This is a genomic window from Kitasatospora setae KM-6054 (genome assembly GCF_000269985.1).
In the GTDB taxonomy this organism is placed as follows: domain Bacteria; phylum Actinomycetota; class Actinomycetes; order Streptomycetales; family Streptomycetaceae; genus Kitasatospora; species Kitasatospora setae.
In genome coordinates this window covers 4,571,341-4,585,645 of the sequence record NC_016109.1, presented here as the reverse complement: position 1 = coordinate 4,585,645, position 14,305 = coordinate 4,571,341, and the positions used below count along the sequence as shown (strand labels likewise).

15 protein-coding genes and 1 pseudogene are annotated in these 14,305 nt (G+C 74.4%); 10 read left to right on the top strand and 6 right to left on the bottom strand.

Going from position 1 to position 14,305, the window contains the following annotated elements; all coding sequences use genetic code 11:
- Positions 1 to 38 precede the first annotated feature (38 nt).
- Positions 39 to 770 (top strand): annotated as a pseudogene (locus KSE_RS20350) (pirin family protein); the annotation flags it as partial.
- A 75-nt stretch (positions 771 to 845) separates the two neighbouring features.
- Here KSE_RS20350 and KSE_RS20345 read toward each other — a convergent pair.
- From KSE_RS20345 to KSE_RS20330, 4 genes are all read right to left on the bottom strand, one after another.
- Complete coding sequence (locus tag KSE_RS20345) at positions 846 to 1,718, bottom strand: phosphotransferase (protein WP_148283127.1); 873 nt, start codon at positions 1,716 to 1,718, stop codon at positions 846 to 848.
- A gap of 143 nt (positions 1,719 to 1,861) precedes the next feature.
- On the bottom strand, positions 1,862 to 2,089 hold the full coding sequence (locus KSE_RS20340; protein ID WP_231873194.1) for a hypothetical protein: 228 nt from the start codon (positions 2,087 to 2,089) through the stop codon (positions 1,862 to 1,864).
- Positions 2,090 to 2,246: 157 nt separating this feature from the next.
- The gene (locus KSE_RS20335; protein WP_014137219.1) at positions 2,247 to 2,735 is read right to left on the bottom strand and encodes a hypothetical protein; all 489 of its coding nucleotides are present in this window, start codon (positions 2,733 to 2,735) and stop codon (positions 2,247 to 2,249) included.
- A gap of 16 nt (positions 2,736 to 2,751) precedes the next feature.
- Positions 2,752 to 4,179, bottom strand: coding sequence for a hypothetical protein (locus KSE_RS20330; RefSeq protein ID WP_014137218.1), 1,428 nt, complete (start codon positions 4,177 to 4,179; stop codon positions 2,752 to 2,754).
- Between the two features lie 704 nt (positions 4,180 to 4,883).
- Between KSE_RS20330 and KSE_RS41355 the strand changes: the two genes are divergently transcribed.
- The 5 genes from KSE_RS41355 to KSE_RS40210 all read left to right on the top strand — a co-directional run bounded on the left by KSE_RS41355 (position 4,884) and on the right by KSE_RS40210 (position 8,679).
- Entirely contained in the window at positions 4,884 to 5,015 is a 132-nt protein-coding gene (locus tag KSE_RS41355; protein WP_106437696.1) for an albusnodin family lasso peptide, read from the top strand.
- Positions 5,016 to 5,093: 78 nt separating this feature from the next.
- Positions 5,094 to 6,773: an albusnodin/ikarugamycin family macrolactam cyclase gene (locus KSE_RS20325; RefSeq protein WP_033259390.1), complete on the top strand. Its 1,680-nt coding sequence runs from the start codon at positions 5,094 to 5,096 to the stop codon at positions 6,771 to 6,773.
- Positions 6,770 to 7,399 (top strand): lasso peptide biosynthesis B2 protein, encoded by a 630-nt coding sequence (locus KSE_RS20320; RefSeq protein WP_014137215.1) that lies wholly within the window; start codon positions 6,770 to 6,772, stop codon positions 7,397 to 7,399. The genes KSE_RS20325 and KSE_RS20320 overlap by 4 nt, the downstream gene beginning before the upstream one ends.
- On the top strand, positions 7,396 to 7,950 hold the full coding sequence (locus KSE_RS20315; protein WP_014137214.1) for a GNAT family N-acetyltransferase: 555 nt from the start codon (positions 7,396 to 7,398) through the stop codon (positions 7,948 to 7,950). The genes KSE_RS20320 and KSE_RS20315 overlap by 4 nt, the downstream gene beginning before the upstream one ends.
- A gap of 150 nt (positions 7,951 to 8,100) precedes the next feature.
- Positions 8,101 to 8,679, top strand: coding sequence for an excalibur calcium-binding domain-containing protein (locus KSE_RS40210; RefSeq protein ID WP_014137213.1), 579 nt, complete (start codon positions 8,101 to 8,103; stop codon positions 8,677 to 8,679).
- Here the strand turns inward: KSE_RS40210 and KSE_RS20300 are convergent.
- Positions 8,676 to 9,626: an IS481 family transposase gene (locus tag KSE_RS20300; RefSeq protein ID WP_014137212.1), complete on the bottom strand. Its 951-nt coding sequence runs from the start codon at positions 9,624 to 9,626 to the stop codon at positions 8,676 to 8,678. The two genes, KSE_RS40210 and KSE_RS20300, sit on opposite strands and share 4 nt — an antisense overlap.
- A 261-nt stretch (positions 9,627 to 9,887) precedes the next feature.
- Between KSE_RS20300 and KSE_RS20295 the strand changes: the two genes are divergently transcribed.
- Genes KSE_RS20295 through KSE_RS20285 form a run of 3 tightly spaced genes read left to right on the top strand, consistent with a single transcriptional unit; the run spans position 9,888 to position 12,570 of the window.
- A complete protein-coding gene (locus tag KSE_RS20295) occupies positions 9,888 to 10,394 on the top strand; it encodes a SigE family RNA polymerase sigma factor (RefSeq protein ID WP_014137211.1) in 507 nt (168 codons plus the stop codon).
- Positions 10,395 to 10,438: 44 nt separating this feature from the next.
- Positions 10,439 to 11,359, top strand: a complete 921-nt coding sequence (locus tag KSE_RS20290) for a hypothetical protein (RefSeq protein ID WP_148283126.1) — start codon at positions 10,439 to 10,441, stop codon at positions 11,357 to 11,359.
- Positions 11,356 to 12,570 (top strand): hypothetical protein, encoded by a 1,215-nt coding sequence (locus KSE_RS20285; protein WP_014137209.1) that lies wholly within the window; start codon positions 11,356 to 11,358, stop codon positions 12,568 to 12,570. Before KSE_RS20290 ends, KSE_RS20285 begins: the two co-directional genes overlap by 4 nt.
- A 157-nt stretch (positions 12,571 to 12,727) precedes the next feature.
- On the opposite strand, the gene KSE_RS20280 is transcribed toward KSE_RS20285, so the two are convergent.
- Positions 12,728 to 13,630, bottom strand: a complete 903-nt coding sequence (locus tag KSE_RS20280; protein WP_014137208.1) for a hypothetical protein — start codon at positions 13,628 to 13,630, stop codon at positions 12,728 to 12,730.
- Positions 13,631 to 13,740: 110 nt separating this feature from the next.
- On the opposite strand from KSE_RS20280, the gene KSE_RS20275 reads away from it, so the two are divergent.
- Complete coding sequence (locus KSE_RS20275; protein WP_014137207.1) at positions 13,741 to 14,301, top strand: maltokinase N-terminal cap-like domain-containing protein; 561 nt, start codon at positions 13,741 to 13,743, stop codon at positions 14,299 to 14,301.
- The last annotated feature ends 4 nt before the right edge of the window (positions 14,302 to 14,305 follow it).

Genomic DNA, 14,305 nt, shown 5'->3' with positions numbered 1-14,305 from the left:
AAACGATGATGTTACTGGTCCCCTAACTGGCATAGGTCAAGGGCACCCCCTGGCACCCGCACCGCGGCTTCGAGACCGTCACCTACATCATCGACGGCACCTTCATCCACCGTGACTCGCACGGCGGCGGCGGCACCATCACCGACGGCGACACCCAGTGGATGACGGCCGGCTCCGGCCTGCTGCACATCGAGACCCCGCCGGAGTCGCTCGTCATGTCCGGCGGCCTCTTCCACGGCCTCCAGCTCTGGGTCAACCTGCCCGCCTCGGACAAGATGATCACCCCGAAGTACCAGGACATCCGCGGCGGCAGCGTCAAGCTCCTCACCTCGGCCGACGGCGGCGCGCTGATCCGCGTCATCGCCGGCGAGATCGACGGCCACCAGGGCCCCGGCGCCACCCACACCCCCATCACCATGGCGCACGTCTCCCTCACCCCCGGCGCCCAGCTCACCCTCCCCTGGCGCCCCGACTTCAACGCCCTCGCCTACGGCCTCGCCAGCAGCGGCTCCGCCGGCGCCGAACGCCGCCCCTTCCACACCGGCCAGGCCGTCGTCTTCGGCGACGGCGACACCCTCACCATCCGCGCCGACGAGAAGCAGGACTCCCGCTCGGCCACCTTCGAGTTCGTCCTCCTCGGCGGCCTCCCGATCCGCGAGCCCGTCGCCCACTACGGCCCGTTCGTGATGAACAGCCACCGCGAACTCCAGCAGGCCTTCGAGGACTTCCAGGCCGGCCGCCTCGGCACCATCCCGGCCGACGCCAACTGACCGACTGCTGGCAGCCGAAGAGGCTGAAACCCTTGGTGGCCCCGGGTGTTCACCCGGGGCCACCAAGGGATCGCGTCAGTGCCAGCCGGTGCGGAACCCGATCCAGGTCCGGCCGACGGCGGCCATGGCGGCCTGGTAGCCGCGCAGGTAGGGCACCCCGGGTGGGGCGGGGAGGCGGGAGCCGCGTTCCCAGTAGCCGGCCTGGGCGGCGGCGAAGGCGGTGATCGCGTCCGGTGGGGCGGCGGCCCAGGAGGCGACGTCCGCGATGAGGGCTTCGGCCTGGGCGGGGGTGTGGCCGGCGCGGATCAGTTGGGGGACCAGGAAGGCGGGGTCGATCCAGGCGGCGCCCTGGTGGAGGTAGGCCCAGTCGATGGCGAGGGCGTCGCCGTCGCGCATGAGCATGTTGTCGGCGCGCAGGTCCACGTGGAGGAGGCAGTCTCCGGCGGATTCGGCGAGCCAGTCGCGCTCGACGGCGGCGAGCCGGTCGAGGTGGCGCGCGGACCACGAGTCGAGCTCGGCCTGTTGGTCGGCGAGTGCCTGCCAGCCGTGGAAGCCGCCTTCGAGGACCGCGGCGACGGTCGGGGCGTCGGGGATCGGGGACGGGCTGACTGTCTTGGGGAGTTGGTCGAGCAGCCGGATGACGGCGGGGAGGTCGGCCGAGCCGGGGCTGAGGTCGGGGTGGCCGCCGTCGATGTCTTCGAAAGCCATCAACAGCCACCCGCCCGCCTCCCAGGAGTCGAGCATCCGCGGTACGGGGACTTGGTGGCTCAGGCTGCGGTTGATCGTCGCTTCGTCGGCGTACATCCCGTGGACGGGGTGGTCGGTGGCGACGCCCTTGAGGAACACCGCCCGGCCGTCGGCGAGGGTGGCACGGACTGCGAGGCCGGGGCTGAATCCGCCGGTCTGGGCCTGGGAGCCGGCGACGGGCGAGCCGAGGACCGCTTGCACGGACTCCCGCACGGGGAAGGGGAGTTCATCCCAGGAGGGCCTCACGGACGTGCGCGAGGAGAGATCGTTTGTGGGCACGGTACCTTCCTGATTCGGTCGGTCGGTCGAGCCTAGGGTGGCGGGAGGTGCGGGCTCCACCGAGTTCACTCTTCGGTGGTCCACCTGGCGAGGTTGTCGGTGACGCGGGCGGCCAGGAGGTCCATCAGGTACTCGGTGGCCGGCCCGCCGAGGGGAAGGGTCGGTATGACAGTCCTCGCGCGGTCGGCCAGGGCTTCGGCGCGGCGGCCGGTCGCGCGGAGCGCGCCACTGGAGACGAATGCGTCCCTGATCGCCGGGATGTCGTCGGCGGTGGCCGTCTGCCCGGAGAGCACGGCTTCGAGGACTTCAAGGCCGGCCGCCTCGGCACCATCCCGGCCGACGCCAACTGACCGACCCGCTGACGACGGCACGGAGCCCGCGCGCATCCTCTCCCCCGAGGGTGCGCGCGGGCTCCGGTCGTTCGGGCGGGTGCGGCAGGCCCCGCTCCGGTCAGCCGCTCCGGCGGGCCGCCCCGTCCGGCCACACCACCGTCACCGGCACTCCGGCCTCCCGCGCACCGGCCACGGTGTCCGCCGTACCGCCGCGCCCGCTGCCCGGCCGGCCGTCCCAGACCGCGAAGAGGTGGTCGGCGCGGCGGAGCAGTTCCCCGTTCGCGGCTTCGTACGCCTCGCGGTCGGCCTCGGCGTGCGGCATCACCACCACCTCGGCGGCGGCCCGGTGGAGGCGGTCGAACTCCTCGGCGTGGTCGGGCTTGACCTTGGCCTGCCGGTAGTCGGCCGACGGGACCACCACGACCAGTTCGCCGCCGAGCGACAGCACCGCGTCCGCGAAGATCGCGTCGGCGCCCTTCGCGATGCAGGAGACGCCGGTGAGCCCGTCGGCGGCGTGCTCGGCCAGTGCTGCCCCGAGGGCTTCGCGGACCAGGAGGACGCTCTCCTCGGTGAGGTCCATGTGGCCGGTGACGGCGATGACGGTCATGCCCGTTCCCCTTCGGTCAGTTCGCCAGTAGCTCGCGGATGCTACCGCGGGCCTCCCGCACGGCCGGGTTCGTCGAGTGGCCCACGGTGTACTGGTAGAGACCGCCGAGCTGGGTCCGGACGCGGTCGGACTTGGTGCGTGAAGCGGCGACCACGGCATGCCTGGTCCCCTCGACCGCGGCAGTGATGTCGCCGGCCAGGAACCGGGTCTCGGCGAGCCCGATCCAGTCGAGCGCGTGGGACCGCCCCGCCTCGGCTCCGCGTGCTGTCAGCGCGGCACGGATGTGTTCGGCCGCCGCTTCGGCATGGGTCCGCGGGTCGGTACGGGCGAGATCCAGCAGCCGGCCGCCGGTCACCCCGGAGATCTCGGCCTGGTCGAAGTAGGCGATCCAGTGGGGTTCGTCGTCCGTCGACCGGACGGAGGACAGTTCCTCCTCCGCCTGGCCCGTCGCACGGCGGAAGGCCGCCACCCGCCCCATCGCCGCGTAGGCCCATGCCTCGCGGGTCCGCAGCATGGCCCGGACGCGGGGGCCGGTGTGGCCCTGGCTCCCGTCCTGGGCGAGCCTGACCAGCTCGAGGGCATCGCCCGGTCGTTCGGTGTAGAGCATCTGCCGCGCCATGCCGGCGAGGACGTTCGCGCCGAATGCCCGGTCTCCTGCCTCGTGGGCGGAGCGGAGGGCGAGCCGGTAGTAGTCCTGGGCCCGGCGCTGGTACCCGGAGTCCCACATCATCGTGGCGACGGTGCCCGCCAGTTGTGCCATCACACCGTGCAGGCGCCGCTCGATCTCCGGGAGCTGGCGGTCTTCGAGCGCTGCGGCGGTGTCGTTGAGCTGACCGAGGACGGCCTTGGCCCGCAGGCCGCCGCCGTACCGGTGGTCCCACTGCCGGAAAGCGACGGCGGAGTGTTCGAGCTGGGCCACGTCGTGTCGACCGAGTCGTCCGGGACGGACACGTTCCGACGCGGCGGCGGGTGCGGCGAGCCACCCTTCGAGCGGGTCCAGGAGGGAGGTTCCGGTGATGGCGGTTGCGGCCAGCAGGCGGGCGGCGGTACGTCTGTCCGTAGCGAGATCAGTTCTCGTGAGGCGGGTGGCGAGTGCTGTTGTCATCTCCGGCCGCCACGGGAGGTCGCCGTCCGGAAGGCTGGCCCCGGCCGGTTGCTGCGGTTGTCCGGTATCGGATTCCCAGGGGCGCGATGCCAGTCCGAGGTAGTGGCCGGGAATCCCCATGCCGTCGGCGATTCGGGCGATCACCTCGTAGGAAGTGATCCGCTTCGCCGGGTCGGACATGATCGTGGAGACCTTGCCCGGAGTGAGCTGGCAGGCTGACGCGATCCTGTTCTGCGAGTACCCGCCGTACTTCTTGATCAACCCGAAGGCCGCGGCGAAGTCGTGCTCGGCGAGCGCCAGGCGGAGGTCTTCGCGCGCCAGTAACTCGGCAGACAGCAAGGGGCCTCGGGTCGGGCCTGAATGCGTCATCGAGCACTGCCTCCACTGGGGAGCATGGCGGGATACGGGTCGTCAAAAACCGCTCTGGTCACCAGTATTACCTCCTCGGTAACACCTCGCGGGCATCGTCTGGGATCTGTACCGGATCGATCCTTCTTGTACGCGCTTCACAGCGCGGTCCGAGATTTCGGACCCGAAAGGACGACATCGCCGCCGGTCGAAGGCACGTGCCGGCAGTGGCGCCGCCCGACCCGTTCGGGACAGGAGGTCAGATGTCCGCCAGCGTTGTGGCTCGGCTCGCCGGGCCTCCGAGCCGTCAGCCTTCCGAGCTGGTGGCCGTACAGCCGGGGGACGGCGGGTGCCAGATGCTGCTGCCGTGTGCTCCGGAGTCCGCTTCGGCCGCACGGTGGCTGATCGAGTCCGCGGTCGCGGTGCGGCGTCGCCCTTCGGTGCTGCGGGTCGGGGTGCGGGACTCGTCGTGCGAACTGCCTGTCCTGACGGCACTCGTCTTCGGTGCGGAGTCCGGTGACGGCATCGTGAGTGACCGGCACGCCGTCGGCGGCCGCGCTGTCCGTACCGGACCGCGATGTACCGCTGTGAGTGGCACCCGATGACTCCCCGGGCTCCGCGAGTGTGTCCGGAGCCCGGGGCCCCGATCCGCGGCGGGATCCTCCCGCCCCCGTGCTGCAAGGGAGGTGATCAGCATGCAGGAACTCACCCCGCTCGACGGCGAGCCGGAGGGGGAGACCGTGGTCCTCGGCGACGCGGCGCTCCTGACCAAGGGCAGCTCGAACAACAGCGTCGAAGGCAAGCGCTCCCCGTACGACGCCGGCTGACGGTCGGCGGGGCGGCGGCACCTCCCAACCCCGGTGCCGCCGCGCCGTTGGTGGAACACAGGTCACGGAGTTGATCACATGTGGTGGTTCGGAGGGACGCCCGGTCGGAGTACCGGTTCCCCGGTGGGTGCTCGGGGCGTGTGGCGCCGACCGGATCTCTGGTCGGCCGGGATGCCGGTACGTCAGGTGTGCGGTGCCGGCGGGCTGCGGCTGGCGGTGTTCGGGCCCTGCGGCGCGACCGACGCGGAACTGGCCCGTCTCGCCACGGTCGCCGACATCGACGCGGTGGCCACCGCCTGGTCCGGCGCGTACACGCTCGTGCTGGATGACGGACGCGGCGCGCTGACCGTGTGGGCGGACCCCGCCGGAGCGGCCCCTGTCTACGCCACCCGTACGGCCAACGGCCCTGTGTGGGCGTCGAGTTCACTCGCGCTGGCCTCGCTGACCGGTGCCGGCCCGGACACCGCGTGGCTGGCCGCGCGCTTGGCCGACCCCACCGCCTGGGCGTCCGACCGCTCGGCCTGGGTCGGGGTGGAGCAGATCCCGCCGGGACACCGCTGGACGGCCACCGAACGCGGAGCCTGCACGATCACGCCGTTCTGGCGCCGCCTCGAACTGGCCTGGCCCGACGCCGTGCGGCGACTCCGTGACGACCTGGCCGGTGCGGTGGCGGTCCGGGTCACGGACCGGGTGGTCTCCTCGGACCTGTCCGGCGGCCTGGACTCCAGCACCCTGGCCGTCCTGGCCGCGCGGCACGGGCCGGTGACCGGCTTCACCTACCACCCCAAGGGCCGCGATGAGGGCGGGGACCTCGACCACGCGCGTGCCGTCGCCCGTGCCGTCCCCCGCATCCGCCACCGGCTGATGGCGCTGGGGCCCGAACACCTCCCGTTCGCCGGCCCCGGCACGCTCCCGCCCACCGACGAACCCGCCCCGTCCGCGATGACCTTCGCCCAACTCGACGCGCAGCTGAGCGCCTTGGCATCGAACGGCGTCAGCGTGCACCTGACCGGCGACGGCGGCGACTCGCTGTTCATGCCGCCCCCGGCCCACCTGGCGGATCTCGCCCGCTCCGGCCGCCTGCTGCGCCTGGCCCGCGACGCCCAGACCTGGGCCCGGCTGTACCGGACGAGCCCGTGGACGGCCGTGGCCTCCGCCGTGGGCGACCCCGGCAAGCTCGGCACCACCGCGACGATGCCCTGGCTCACCGCCGACGCCCGCGACCTCGCCGCGTCCGTCACCACCCCGCACCGCGACACGGGCGGTCTCGGCCACGCGGACACCCTGCTGCTCCAAGAGGTCCGCCACGTCGGCCGCACCGCCGCGACGGAGAACCAACTCGCCGCCGCCCACGGCATCACCATGCACAATCCCTTCACCGACACCCGCGTCCTGGAGTCGGTCCTCGCCGCGCCCGCCGCCGACCGCTGGTCGGCCCGGCGCTACAAGCCGATGCTGTCCGACGCCGTGGCCGGACTGCTCCCGCCGAGCGTCCTCGATCGGGGCGCGAAAGGCGTCTTCACCGCCGACCACCACCACGGGCTACGCGCCAACCAGGCTGCCGTCCTGGACCTGGTGGACGGCCACCTCGCCGCCCTCGGCCTGCTCCGGCCCGCCGCGCTGCGCTCGCTGCTGCGCAATGCCGTCCTCGGGGCGGACATCCCGTGGGGCCTGATCGAACCCGTCCTCGGCACCGAACTTTGGCTCCGCACCGCCGAGTCGGCCGTCCGGGCGATCCGCTGGAAGAACACGGCATGAGGCCGCACCCGACCGCCGACACCGTCACCGCGCTGACCCGCCACGCGGGCGTGGTCGTCGACTACCGCACCGGCACGACCGTCCTGCTCACCGGCGACGCGCTGAGCCGCTGGCTCGCCGCCCTCGAAGGCAGCTCCGCGCCGGCCCCGGTGACGGTCCCCGACTCGTCCGTCTCCTGGGGCACCAGCGAAGTGCCCGTCCGGCTGCCGGCCCTCGACCGGCCCCCGCTTCCCTGGCGGCTGGCGGCAACCGCCGTACTGGCCGGCACCCTCTGCGTCCGTACCCTCGGCCCCCGCGCGGAGCGGTTCGGACGGCTGCGCCGCCTCGCCGAGACGGGCGACGCGCTGCCGCCCCCGTCCGCCCGGCACGCCCGCCTCGCGGTGCGCTCCGTCCGCTGGGCCGCGCGGAACGTCCCCGCGCGGGTGGCCTGCCTGGAAGAGTCGGTCGCCGTCGCGCTGCTGCTCGCGCTCGGCGGGCGCGGCGGTGCCTGGCGCCACGGCATCGCGGCCGATCCGATCCGGCTGCACGCCTGGGTCTGCGACGGCGACGGGCGACCGGTCGAGGAACCGGCGCCCACCGACCGCTACACCCCGATCAACCCCCGACCCCGAACGAGGCGCCCGTGACCCGCACCCCGCTCGTCCTGCTCGACGGCACCCGCGTCAGCCTGGCCGCCACCAGCCGCGACCACCTGGAGGACTACCACCGCTGGGAGAACGACCCCGGCACCATCCTCGGCTTCGGCACCCAGGTCGCCCAGTCGTGGGAGGTCCGCGCGGCCGGTTGGGAGGCGCAGGGCCGCAACCGGGACTACCCGCAGTTCGAGGTCGTCGACGCCGCCGACCGCGCCCCGCTCGGTGTCACCACGCTCTCGATCGATCCGGCCGTCCGGACCGCCGAGTTCGTGATCCTCCTCGCCCCCGAAGCCCGCGGAAAGGGCTTCGCCACCGAGGCGACCGTGCTCACCCTGCGCTGGGCCTTCGAGTACGCCGCGCTGCGCATGGTCTGGCTGAAGGTCCTGGAGCCGAACGCGGCGGGCCTCGCCGCCTACCGGAAGGCCGGGTTCCGGCCCGCCGGCCGCCTGCGCCGGGCCGGGTACTGGCGCGGGCGGGAGTGCGACGAGCTGCTGATGGACGCCACGGCGGAGGGCTTCCTGCCGGCGGCGGGCGCGGCCTGACCGCTCGCGGGTTCCGGGGGCGGTCGGTGTCCGGTTGGCGGACGCATGGCTTCCGTTTGGTCACGGCTTTGCCGAAGCCGCGCGCGGGGGCCGGGCGGGGCGAAAGGATGTTTACGCATCAACAACGTTCGATCGTCGGAGGAACCCGCCGTGCACCCGTACCAAGCCCCCGCGCCGCCGCCGCCGGATCAGCGGACGACGGGAAACCGCCTGGTGCGGATCGCGCTGCTGGTGTTCCTGCCGCCGGTGGCGGCCGTGCTGGTGTGGCGTTCGCGGCGGCTGCACGTCGGGGTGAAGGTGGCGCTGACGGCGTGGTGCCTGTTCATGTCGCTGTTCTGGCTGGCGGCGACCTTCGGGTCGGACCAGAAGAAGGACGACGCTCCCGTGCCCGCCGCCACCGTCACCGTTACCGCCTCGCCCTCGCCCTCGGCGAGCCCGACGCCGACGCCGACGCCGACGCCGACCCCGACGCCGGAACCGACCCCGACTCCCACGCCGGAGCCCACCCCGACGCCCACGCCCACGCCCACGGTGCCGGTGCCCGCCGTGACGACCAAGGCGGCGGAGCCCACCCCCGAGCCGGAGGAGCACACCACGGCGCCGGCCGCCGCGTACTACAAGAACTGCACGGAGGCGAAGGCCGCCGGCGCCGCGCCGCTGCACCGCGGGGAGCCCGGCTACCGCGCCGCGCTGGACGCGGACCACGACGGGGTCGCCTGCGAGCGCTAGCTGTTCTGACTCGTGAGGTTGGGGACGCGGCTGGCGGGTGGCAATCCCCTGAGTGCGGTGTGTCCGCGGTGGTGATTGTAGGTGTGGAGCCAGACGGGGAAGGCGTTCCGGCGTTCCTGTTCGGTGCGGTAGGGCCTGGCGTAGGCCCACTCGTCGAGCAGGGTGCGGTTGAAGCGTTCGACCTTGCCGTTGGTCTGCGGCCTGTAGGGGCGGGTGCGCTTGTGCGTGACGCCGCCGGCCGCGAGGGCTTCGCGCCACAGCCGGGAGCGGTAGCGGGAGCCGTTGTCGGTCAGTACGCGTTCGACGGTGATCCCGGCCCGGGCGAAGAACTCGTTCGCCCGAGCCCAGAACGCGGTCGCGGTCTCCTTGCGCTCGTCCGTGAGGATCTCGCTGTAGGCCAGGCGGGAGTGGTCGTCGACCGCGTTGTGCGGATAGCTGTAGCCGACGCCCGATCGGGACGGGCTGCCTCTGCGTCCGCGTACCTTGTGGCCGCCTCCGTCGGGGATGTTGCCGAGCTTCTTGATGTCGACGTGGACCAACTCTCCCGGTGTGGAACGCTCGTGGCGTCGTATCGGGCGTCCGGTGGCACGGTCGAGGTGGGCCAGGCGGGCGAGCTGGTAGCGGGCGAGGACCCGGTGCGCGGTGGCCGGGTTGAGTCGCAGCAGGTAGGCGATGCGGGCCGGTCCCCAGCGGCGGAGCACGCGGACCTTGATGATCCGGCGTTCGGTGCGGGTCGGGGTCCGGCGGGGGCCGCGGTGAGGTCGTGAGGATCGGTCGGTCATGCCGGCCTCGCCGAGCATGCGGTAGCGGTCGGCCCAGCGCTTGGCCGTGGTCGGGGAGACCTGGAAGCGCTCGGCGGCCCGCCTCAGCGGCCACCCGTCCTCGACCACGCAGCGGGCCAGGCGCAGGCGTCCGGTCTCGGTCAGCGGTGCGTTACGGTGTGGCATGAGGGCCTTTCTGGGAGCCGGTGCAGATGTCGCAATCCACACCGAGCCAGAAGGCCCTCACTCATTTCAAGATCGCACTGCCGTGAACCCCGTCACCAACCTCCGTGGTCAGTACAGCTAGCCGAGCGGGTGCCGGGAGCCCGGTCGTGCCGTCCTTCGACGGTGCGGCCGGGCTTCCGGCGGTTCGGGGCTCAACCTTCCGGGGGGCTCGCGCATTGGGAACGGTTGACAGGGGCGGACGGCCGGAGGGCGGGGGCGCGGATGCGCGGGCAGGACGAGTTGAGCTTCGAACGGTACGCGGCGGGGGCCGGACGGCGGCTCTACCGGACGGCGTACCTGCTGTGCGGGGACCGGCACCGGGCCGAGGACCTCGCCCAGACCACGCTGGCCAAGCTGTTCGCGCACTGGCGGCGGGCGTCCCGGATGGACCACCTGGACGCCTACGCCAGGACGGTGCTGACCCGGACCTTCCTCGGCGAGCAGCGCCGGCGGGCGGTGGCCCGGCGGCTCGGGGTGCTGGCGGCGGCGCCGCCCGAGGCGGCGCCGGGGCAGGACTCCGACCTGCGGGTGACGCTGCTGCTCGCGCTCGCCGAACTGCCCGCCCGGGCAAGGGCGATGGTCGTCCTGCGGTACTGGGAGGACCTGAGCGTCGAGACCGTCGCCGAGCTGCTGGGCTGCAGCACCGGCACCGTCAAGAGCCAGTGCTCGCGCGCCCTGGCCCGGCTGCGCGAGCAGTTGGGCGAGCCGCACCCGTACGCGTCGGCGTGAAGCCCGCGCCCGCGCCCGTACCCGTACGCGCCCCTGCCGGGCGGATGACCGTTGTAGCCGAGACCGTGATCGTGGAGGAGTGGGACATGCAGGAACAGGCCCCCGAGGGGTTCTTCGTCCGGGAGGCGATGGGCCGGGTCACCGACGACCTGGCCGAGCCGCCCGGCTTGGCGGCCGGGGCGGTCCGGGAGGGTCGGCGGCGGCGGTGGCGGTCGCGGCTGGCGGTCGGCGGGGCGGCGCTGGGCACGGCCGCGCTGGCGGCCGCCGGGCTGGCGGCCGTTCCCGGCACGGGCGGCAGCGGCGGCGGGGGGGTCGGCGGGGCGGGGGTGCTGCAGCCGGCCGGGCCGGGCGACCGGGTCTTCCCGACCGTCCGGATGACGACCATCCCGCCGCCGGAGCCGACCGGCACCCGGGCCCCGACCGGCCCCGCCGGGTCGCCGTCGCCCAGCCCGGACGCCGAGCAGCTGCGCTGGATCGAGACCTACCGGCAGGCGACGGCCGGCGCGCTGCAGGACCTGCTGCCGCCGGAGATCGGCGCCATCAGCGTGGTCGCCGACGGGGTCTACAGCTACCTCGGGCGGTCCGCGAACGGCGAGTACCCGCTGGTCTTCTCGGTCCGCCCGCACAGCGAGGGCGCGCCGCAGCGGAACTGCCCGCAGGAGGGGCAGCCGTCGAAGTACGGGGAGTGCCGGACGGTCCGACTGGTCGACGGCGCCTCGGCCACCGTCCGGGTCTCGCCGAGCGACGGCGGGCTGGACTCGACCGAGGCGTTCTTCCGACTGGAGCACAGCGACGTGCAGGTGATGGTCATCTCGGACGTGCCGAGGCGCCGCTCGTCGCCGGTGACGGTGGACCAGCTGATCGCCTTCCTGAACGCGCCGCGCGTCCAGGAGCTGCTGCACCAGGCCGACCTGCACCCGGTGGACAGCGCCCAGGAGATCCACTACGAGGGGGGAAACCCGTGACCCGCCGCCGCGGCGCCGCCACCACCCCCGCCGTCCCGGCCGTCCCGATCGTCCTGGCCGCGCTGGCCGCGCTGCTGCTGACCGGCACCCCGCCGGCCACCGCCGCGGACGCCCCGCCGCCCACCGCCGCGGACGCCCGCTCCGCGCCCGGCTGGACGGTGGACGCCTTCCCGGCCGGCAACGCCGCCCTGCAGGACGTGGGACGCGGCGGCGGCCGGAGCGCCTGGGCGGTCGGCCGGCGGGAGATCGGGCTGGAGCGGGGCCGCATCAGCTACCAGCCGGTCGCCTTCGTCCGCGACGAGCCGGGCGCCGCCTGGCGCCAGGTCGAGCTGCCGGCCGGCCTGGAGGCGTCCACCGTCGCCCCCGACGGCGCCGGCGGCACCTGGGTGACCGGCAGCCGGCAGGGCGACAGCGTCCCGCTCGGCCGGTACCGCGCCGGACGCTGGCAACTGCAGGAGGTGCCGCTGCCCGCGCACGTCACCGGCGGCGGCCTCACCGCCCTGGCCTCGGCGGGCGGCCCCCGGGACGAGTGGGCGGTGGGCTACTACCAGCCGGACGACCTGCTGACCTTCCACGGCCTGATCGAGCACGGGGACGGAACGTCCTGGCAGCCGGTGCCGGTCCCCGACCTCGGCACCGACTACTGGACGCTCACCGACGTCGCCGCCGCCGGCCCGTCCGACGTCTGGGCGGCCGGCTCGGTCGGCACCGCGGACGGCTGGACCAACCCGTTGCTGCTGCACTACGACGGCCGCGCCTGGAGCAAGGTCGCCGCCCCCGACCTGGACGCCCGCTACGGCGACCTCGTCCGGCTGGTCGTCGCCGGGCCCGGCGACGTCTGGGCGGTCGGCACCGAGACCGGCCCGACCCGCCAGGACCGGACGCTGGTCGCGCACTTCGACGGCCGCGCCTGGACCGTCCAGCCGACCGGCCTCGGCGACGGCAAGGCCACCGGCGCCGCCCGCACCCCCGACGGCGTCGCCGTCGTCGGCTACCGCCGCACCGGCGGCGGCTACCAGCCGATCGGCGCCCGGCTCACCCGGCACGGCTGGGAACCGCTCGGCCTCCCGGCGGGCCCCGGCCCCGAGGGCCGGATCCCCGGCGGCGTCCTCTCCGCCGGCGAGCACCTCACCGTCGTCGGCGTCGCCCCGACCGGCCGGGCCCCGGACGGCGCCCCGCTGCCGCCGCTGCCGTTCTCCCTCACCCGCTGACCGGCTCATCTCGATGACCGGCCGGTCCCGCTGACCGGCCGCCGCCCGGTGAACCCGCCGGCGCGGGCGGCGGCCTTCCACCGCGACCCTCCGGACGCCCCGCGCGTCCGGAGGGTCGCGGCGCGTCAACGGGATTGAGCGGACGACTGGTTGACGGTCAGTCCCGGGGCTGCCGCTGGGCGTGCAACTGCTCGAGTTCGGCGAGGGCGGCGGCGCCCACCTCGGCCTTGGTCGGCTCCGGGCCGATGCCGCCGGCGCTGCCGCCGGCGTCACCGTCGCCCTCGCCGGGCGCGAGCTCGGGCTCGGGCTCGCTGGCGCGCAGGCGGCGGAGGGCGTCGGTGAGGCGGTCGGTGGTGGCGCGGAGCCGGACGGCGCGTTCGGCGTGCAGGCCGGTCATCGGGTCCTCGACGACGGTGATCGGGATGCCGCGGGCGCGGGCGGTGGCGAGGATCGCCTCGCCCGCCTCCGGGATCAGGGTGAGCGCGGAGGCCGCGAACAGGCCGCCGGCCAGGTTCTTCGGACGGCCGATCAGGTTCTTGGCGACGATCTCGCAGGGCAGCGAGCGCTCCTGCCGCTCGGCAGCGGCGGTCGCGGCCATGGCGACCGTGAGCAGCGCCTCGGCGGCCCTGGTGACCAGCCACTTGCGGCCGGGGACGGGCGGCAGGAACTCGCGGATCCGGTCCACCTCGCGGTCGACGACCACGTCCGGCAGCAGGTCGAGGGTGCTGTGGCAGCGGATCTCCAGCACCTTGCCCCAGGGCGCCGACTCCCCGTCGAAGCCGACCTCGTCCGGTCCGACCGCGACCTGGCCGAGCCCGTCCAGCATGTGCAGCAGCCGCACCGCCGGGCCCGGGACGTGCGGCAGCCGGCCGACCAGGCCCGCGAGCGAGACCTCCCACTCGGCGGTCAGCGGCACCTCCGGCTTGGGGTGGGTCTCCAGCGCCCGGCGCGCCCAGTCCGAGCCCGCCTTGGCGCGCGCCGAGGCCACCGCCCCGGTCACCGCGCCGAGCGCCGCCCCGGCCCGCCGTCCGGCCCCTTCGCCGACCTGCCTGATCCCCACGCGTCCGTCCTCCCCCGTCGGCCTGTTGCGGCGCACCACGCTACCGGCCGCCCGCCGGGTTCGTAGGCTGGCGTACCGACAGCTACCGCGAGCGAGCACGGGAGAACGACGTGGCGACGATCCACCGCACCACCATGGAGCCGGGCAAGTTGGAGCTGCTGGCGGCCTGGCTGCCCGGACAGGAGTGGTTCCGGCCGGGCGGCGGCGAGTTGGTGCGGGCCGGGGGCTTCCGGCTGGACGACCCGGCGGGGGAGGTCGGGATCGAGCTGATGGTGGTCGCGGACGGCCGGGACGCCTACCTGGTGCCGATGGCCTACCGGGGCGCGCCGCTGGCGGACGCGCCGGAGGGCGCGCTGATCGGGACGGCGGAGCACGGCGTGCTGGGCACCCGCTGGTTCTACGACGGCGCCCAGGACCCGGTGGTGCGCGCCGAGTTGGCGCGGCTGCTGCGCGGGGAGGCGGTCCCGCAGCGGCAGAGCGAGAGCGACGCGGTGGACGAGGACGTGGCGGTCTCGCCGGCGTCCGGCCCGGTCGAGCCGGTGCTGCGCCGGGTGCTGGCCCCGCTCGGGGAGCCGGCCGGGGACCCGGCGCCGGGCGAGGCGGTCGCCGCCTACACCGCGCCGGACGGCTCGGTGCGGCGCGCGGTGTTCGTGGCGGACGGACGAGTCTGACGGA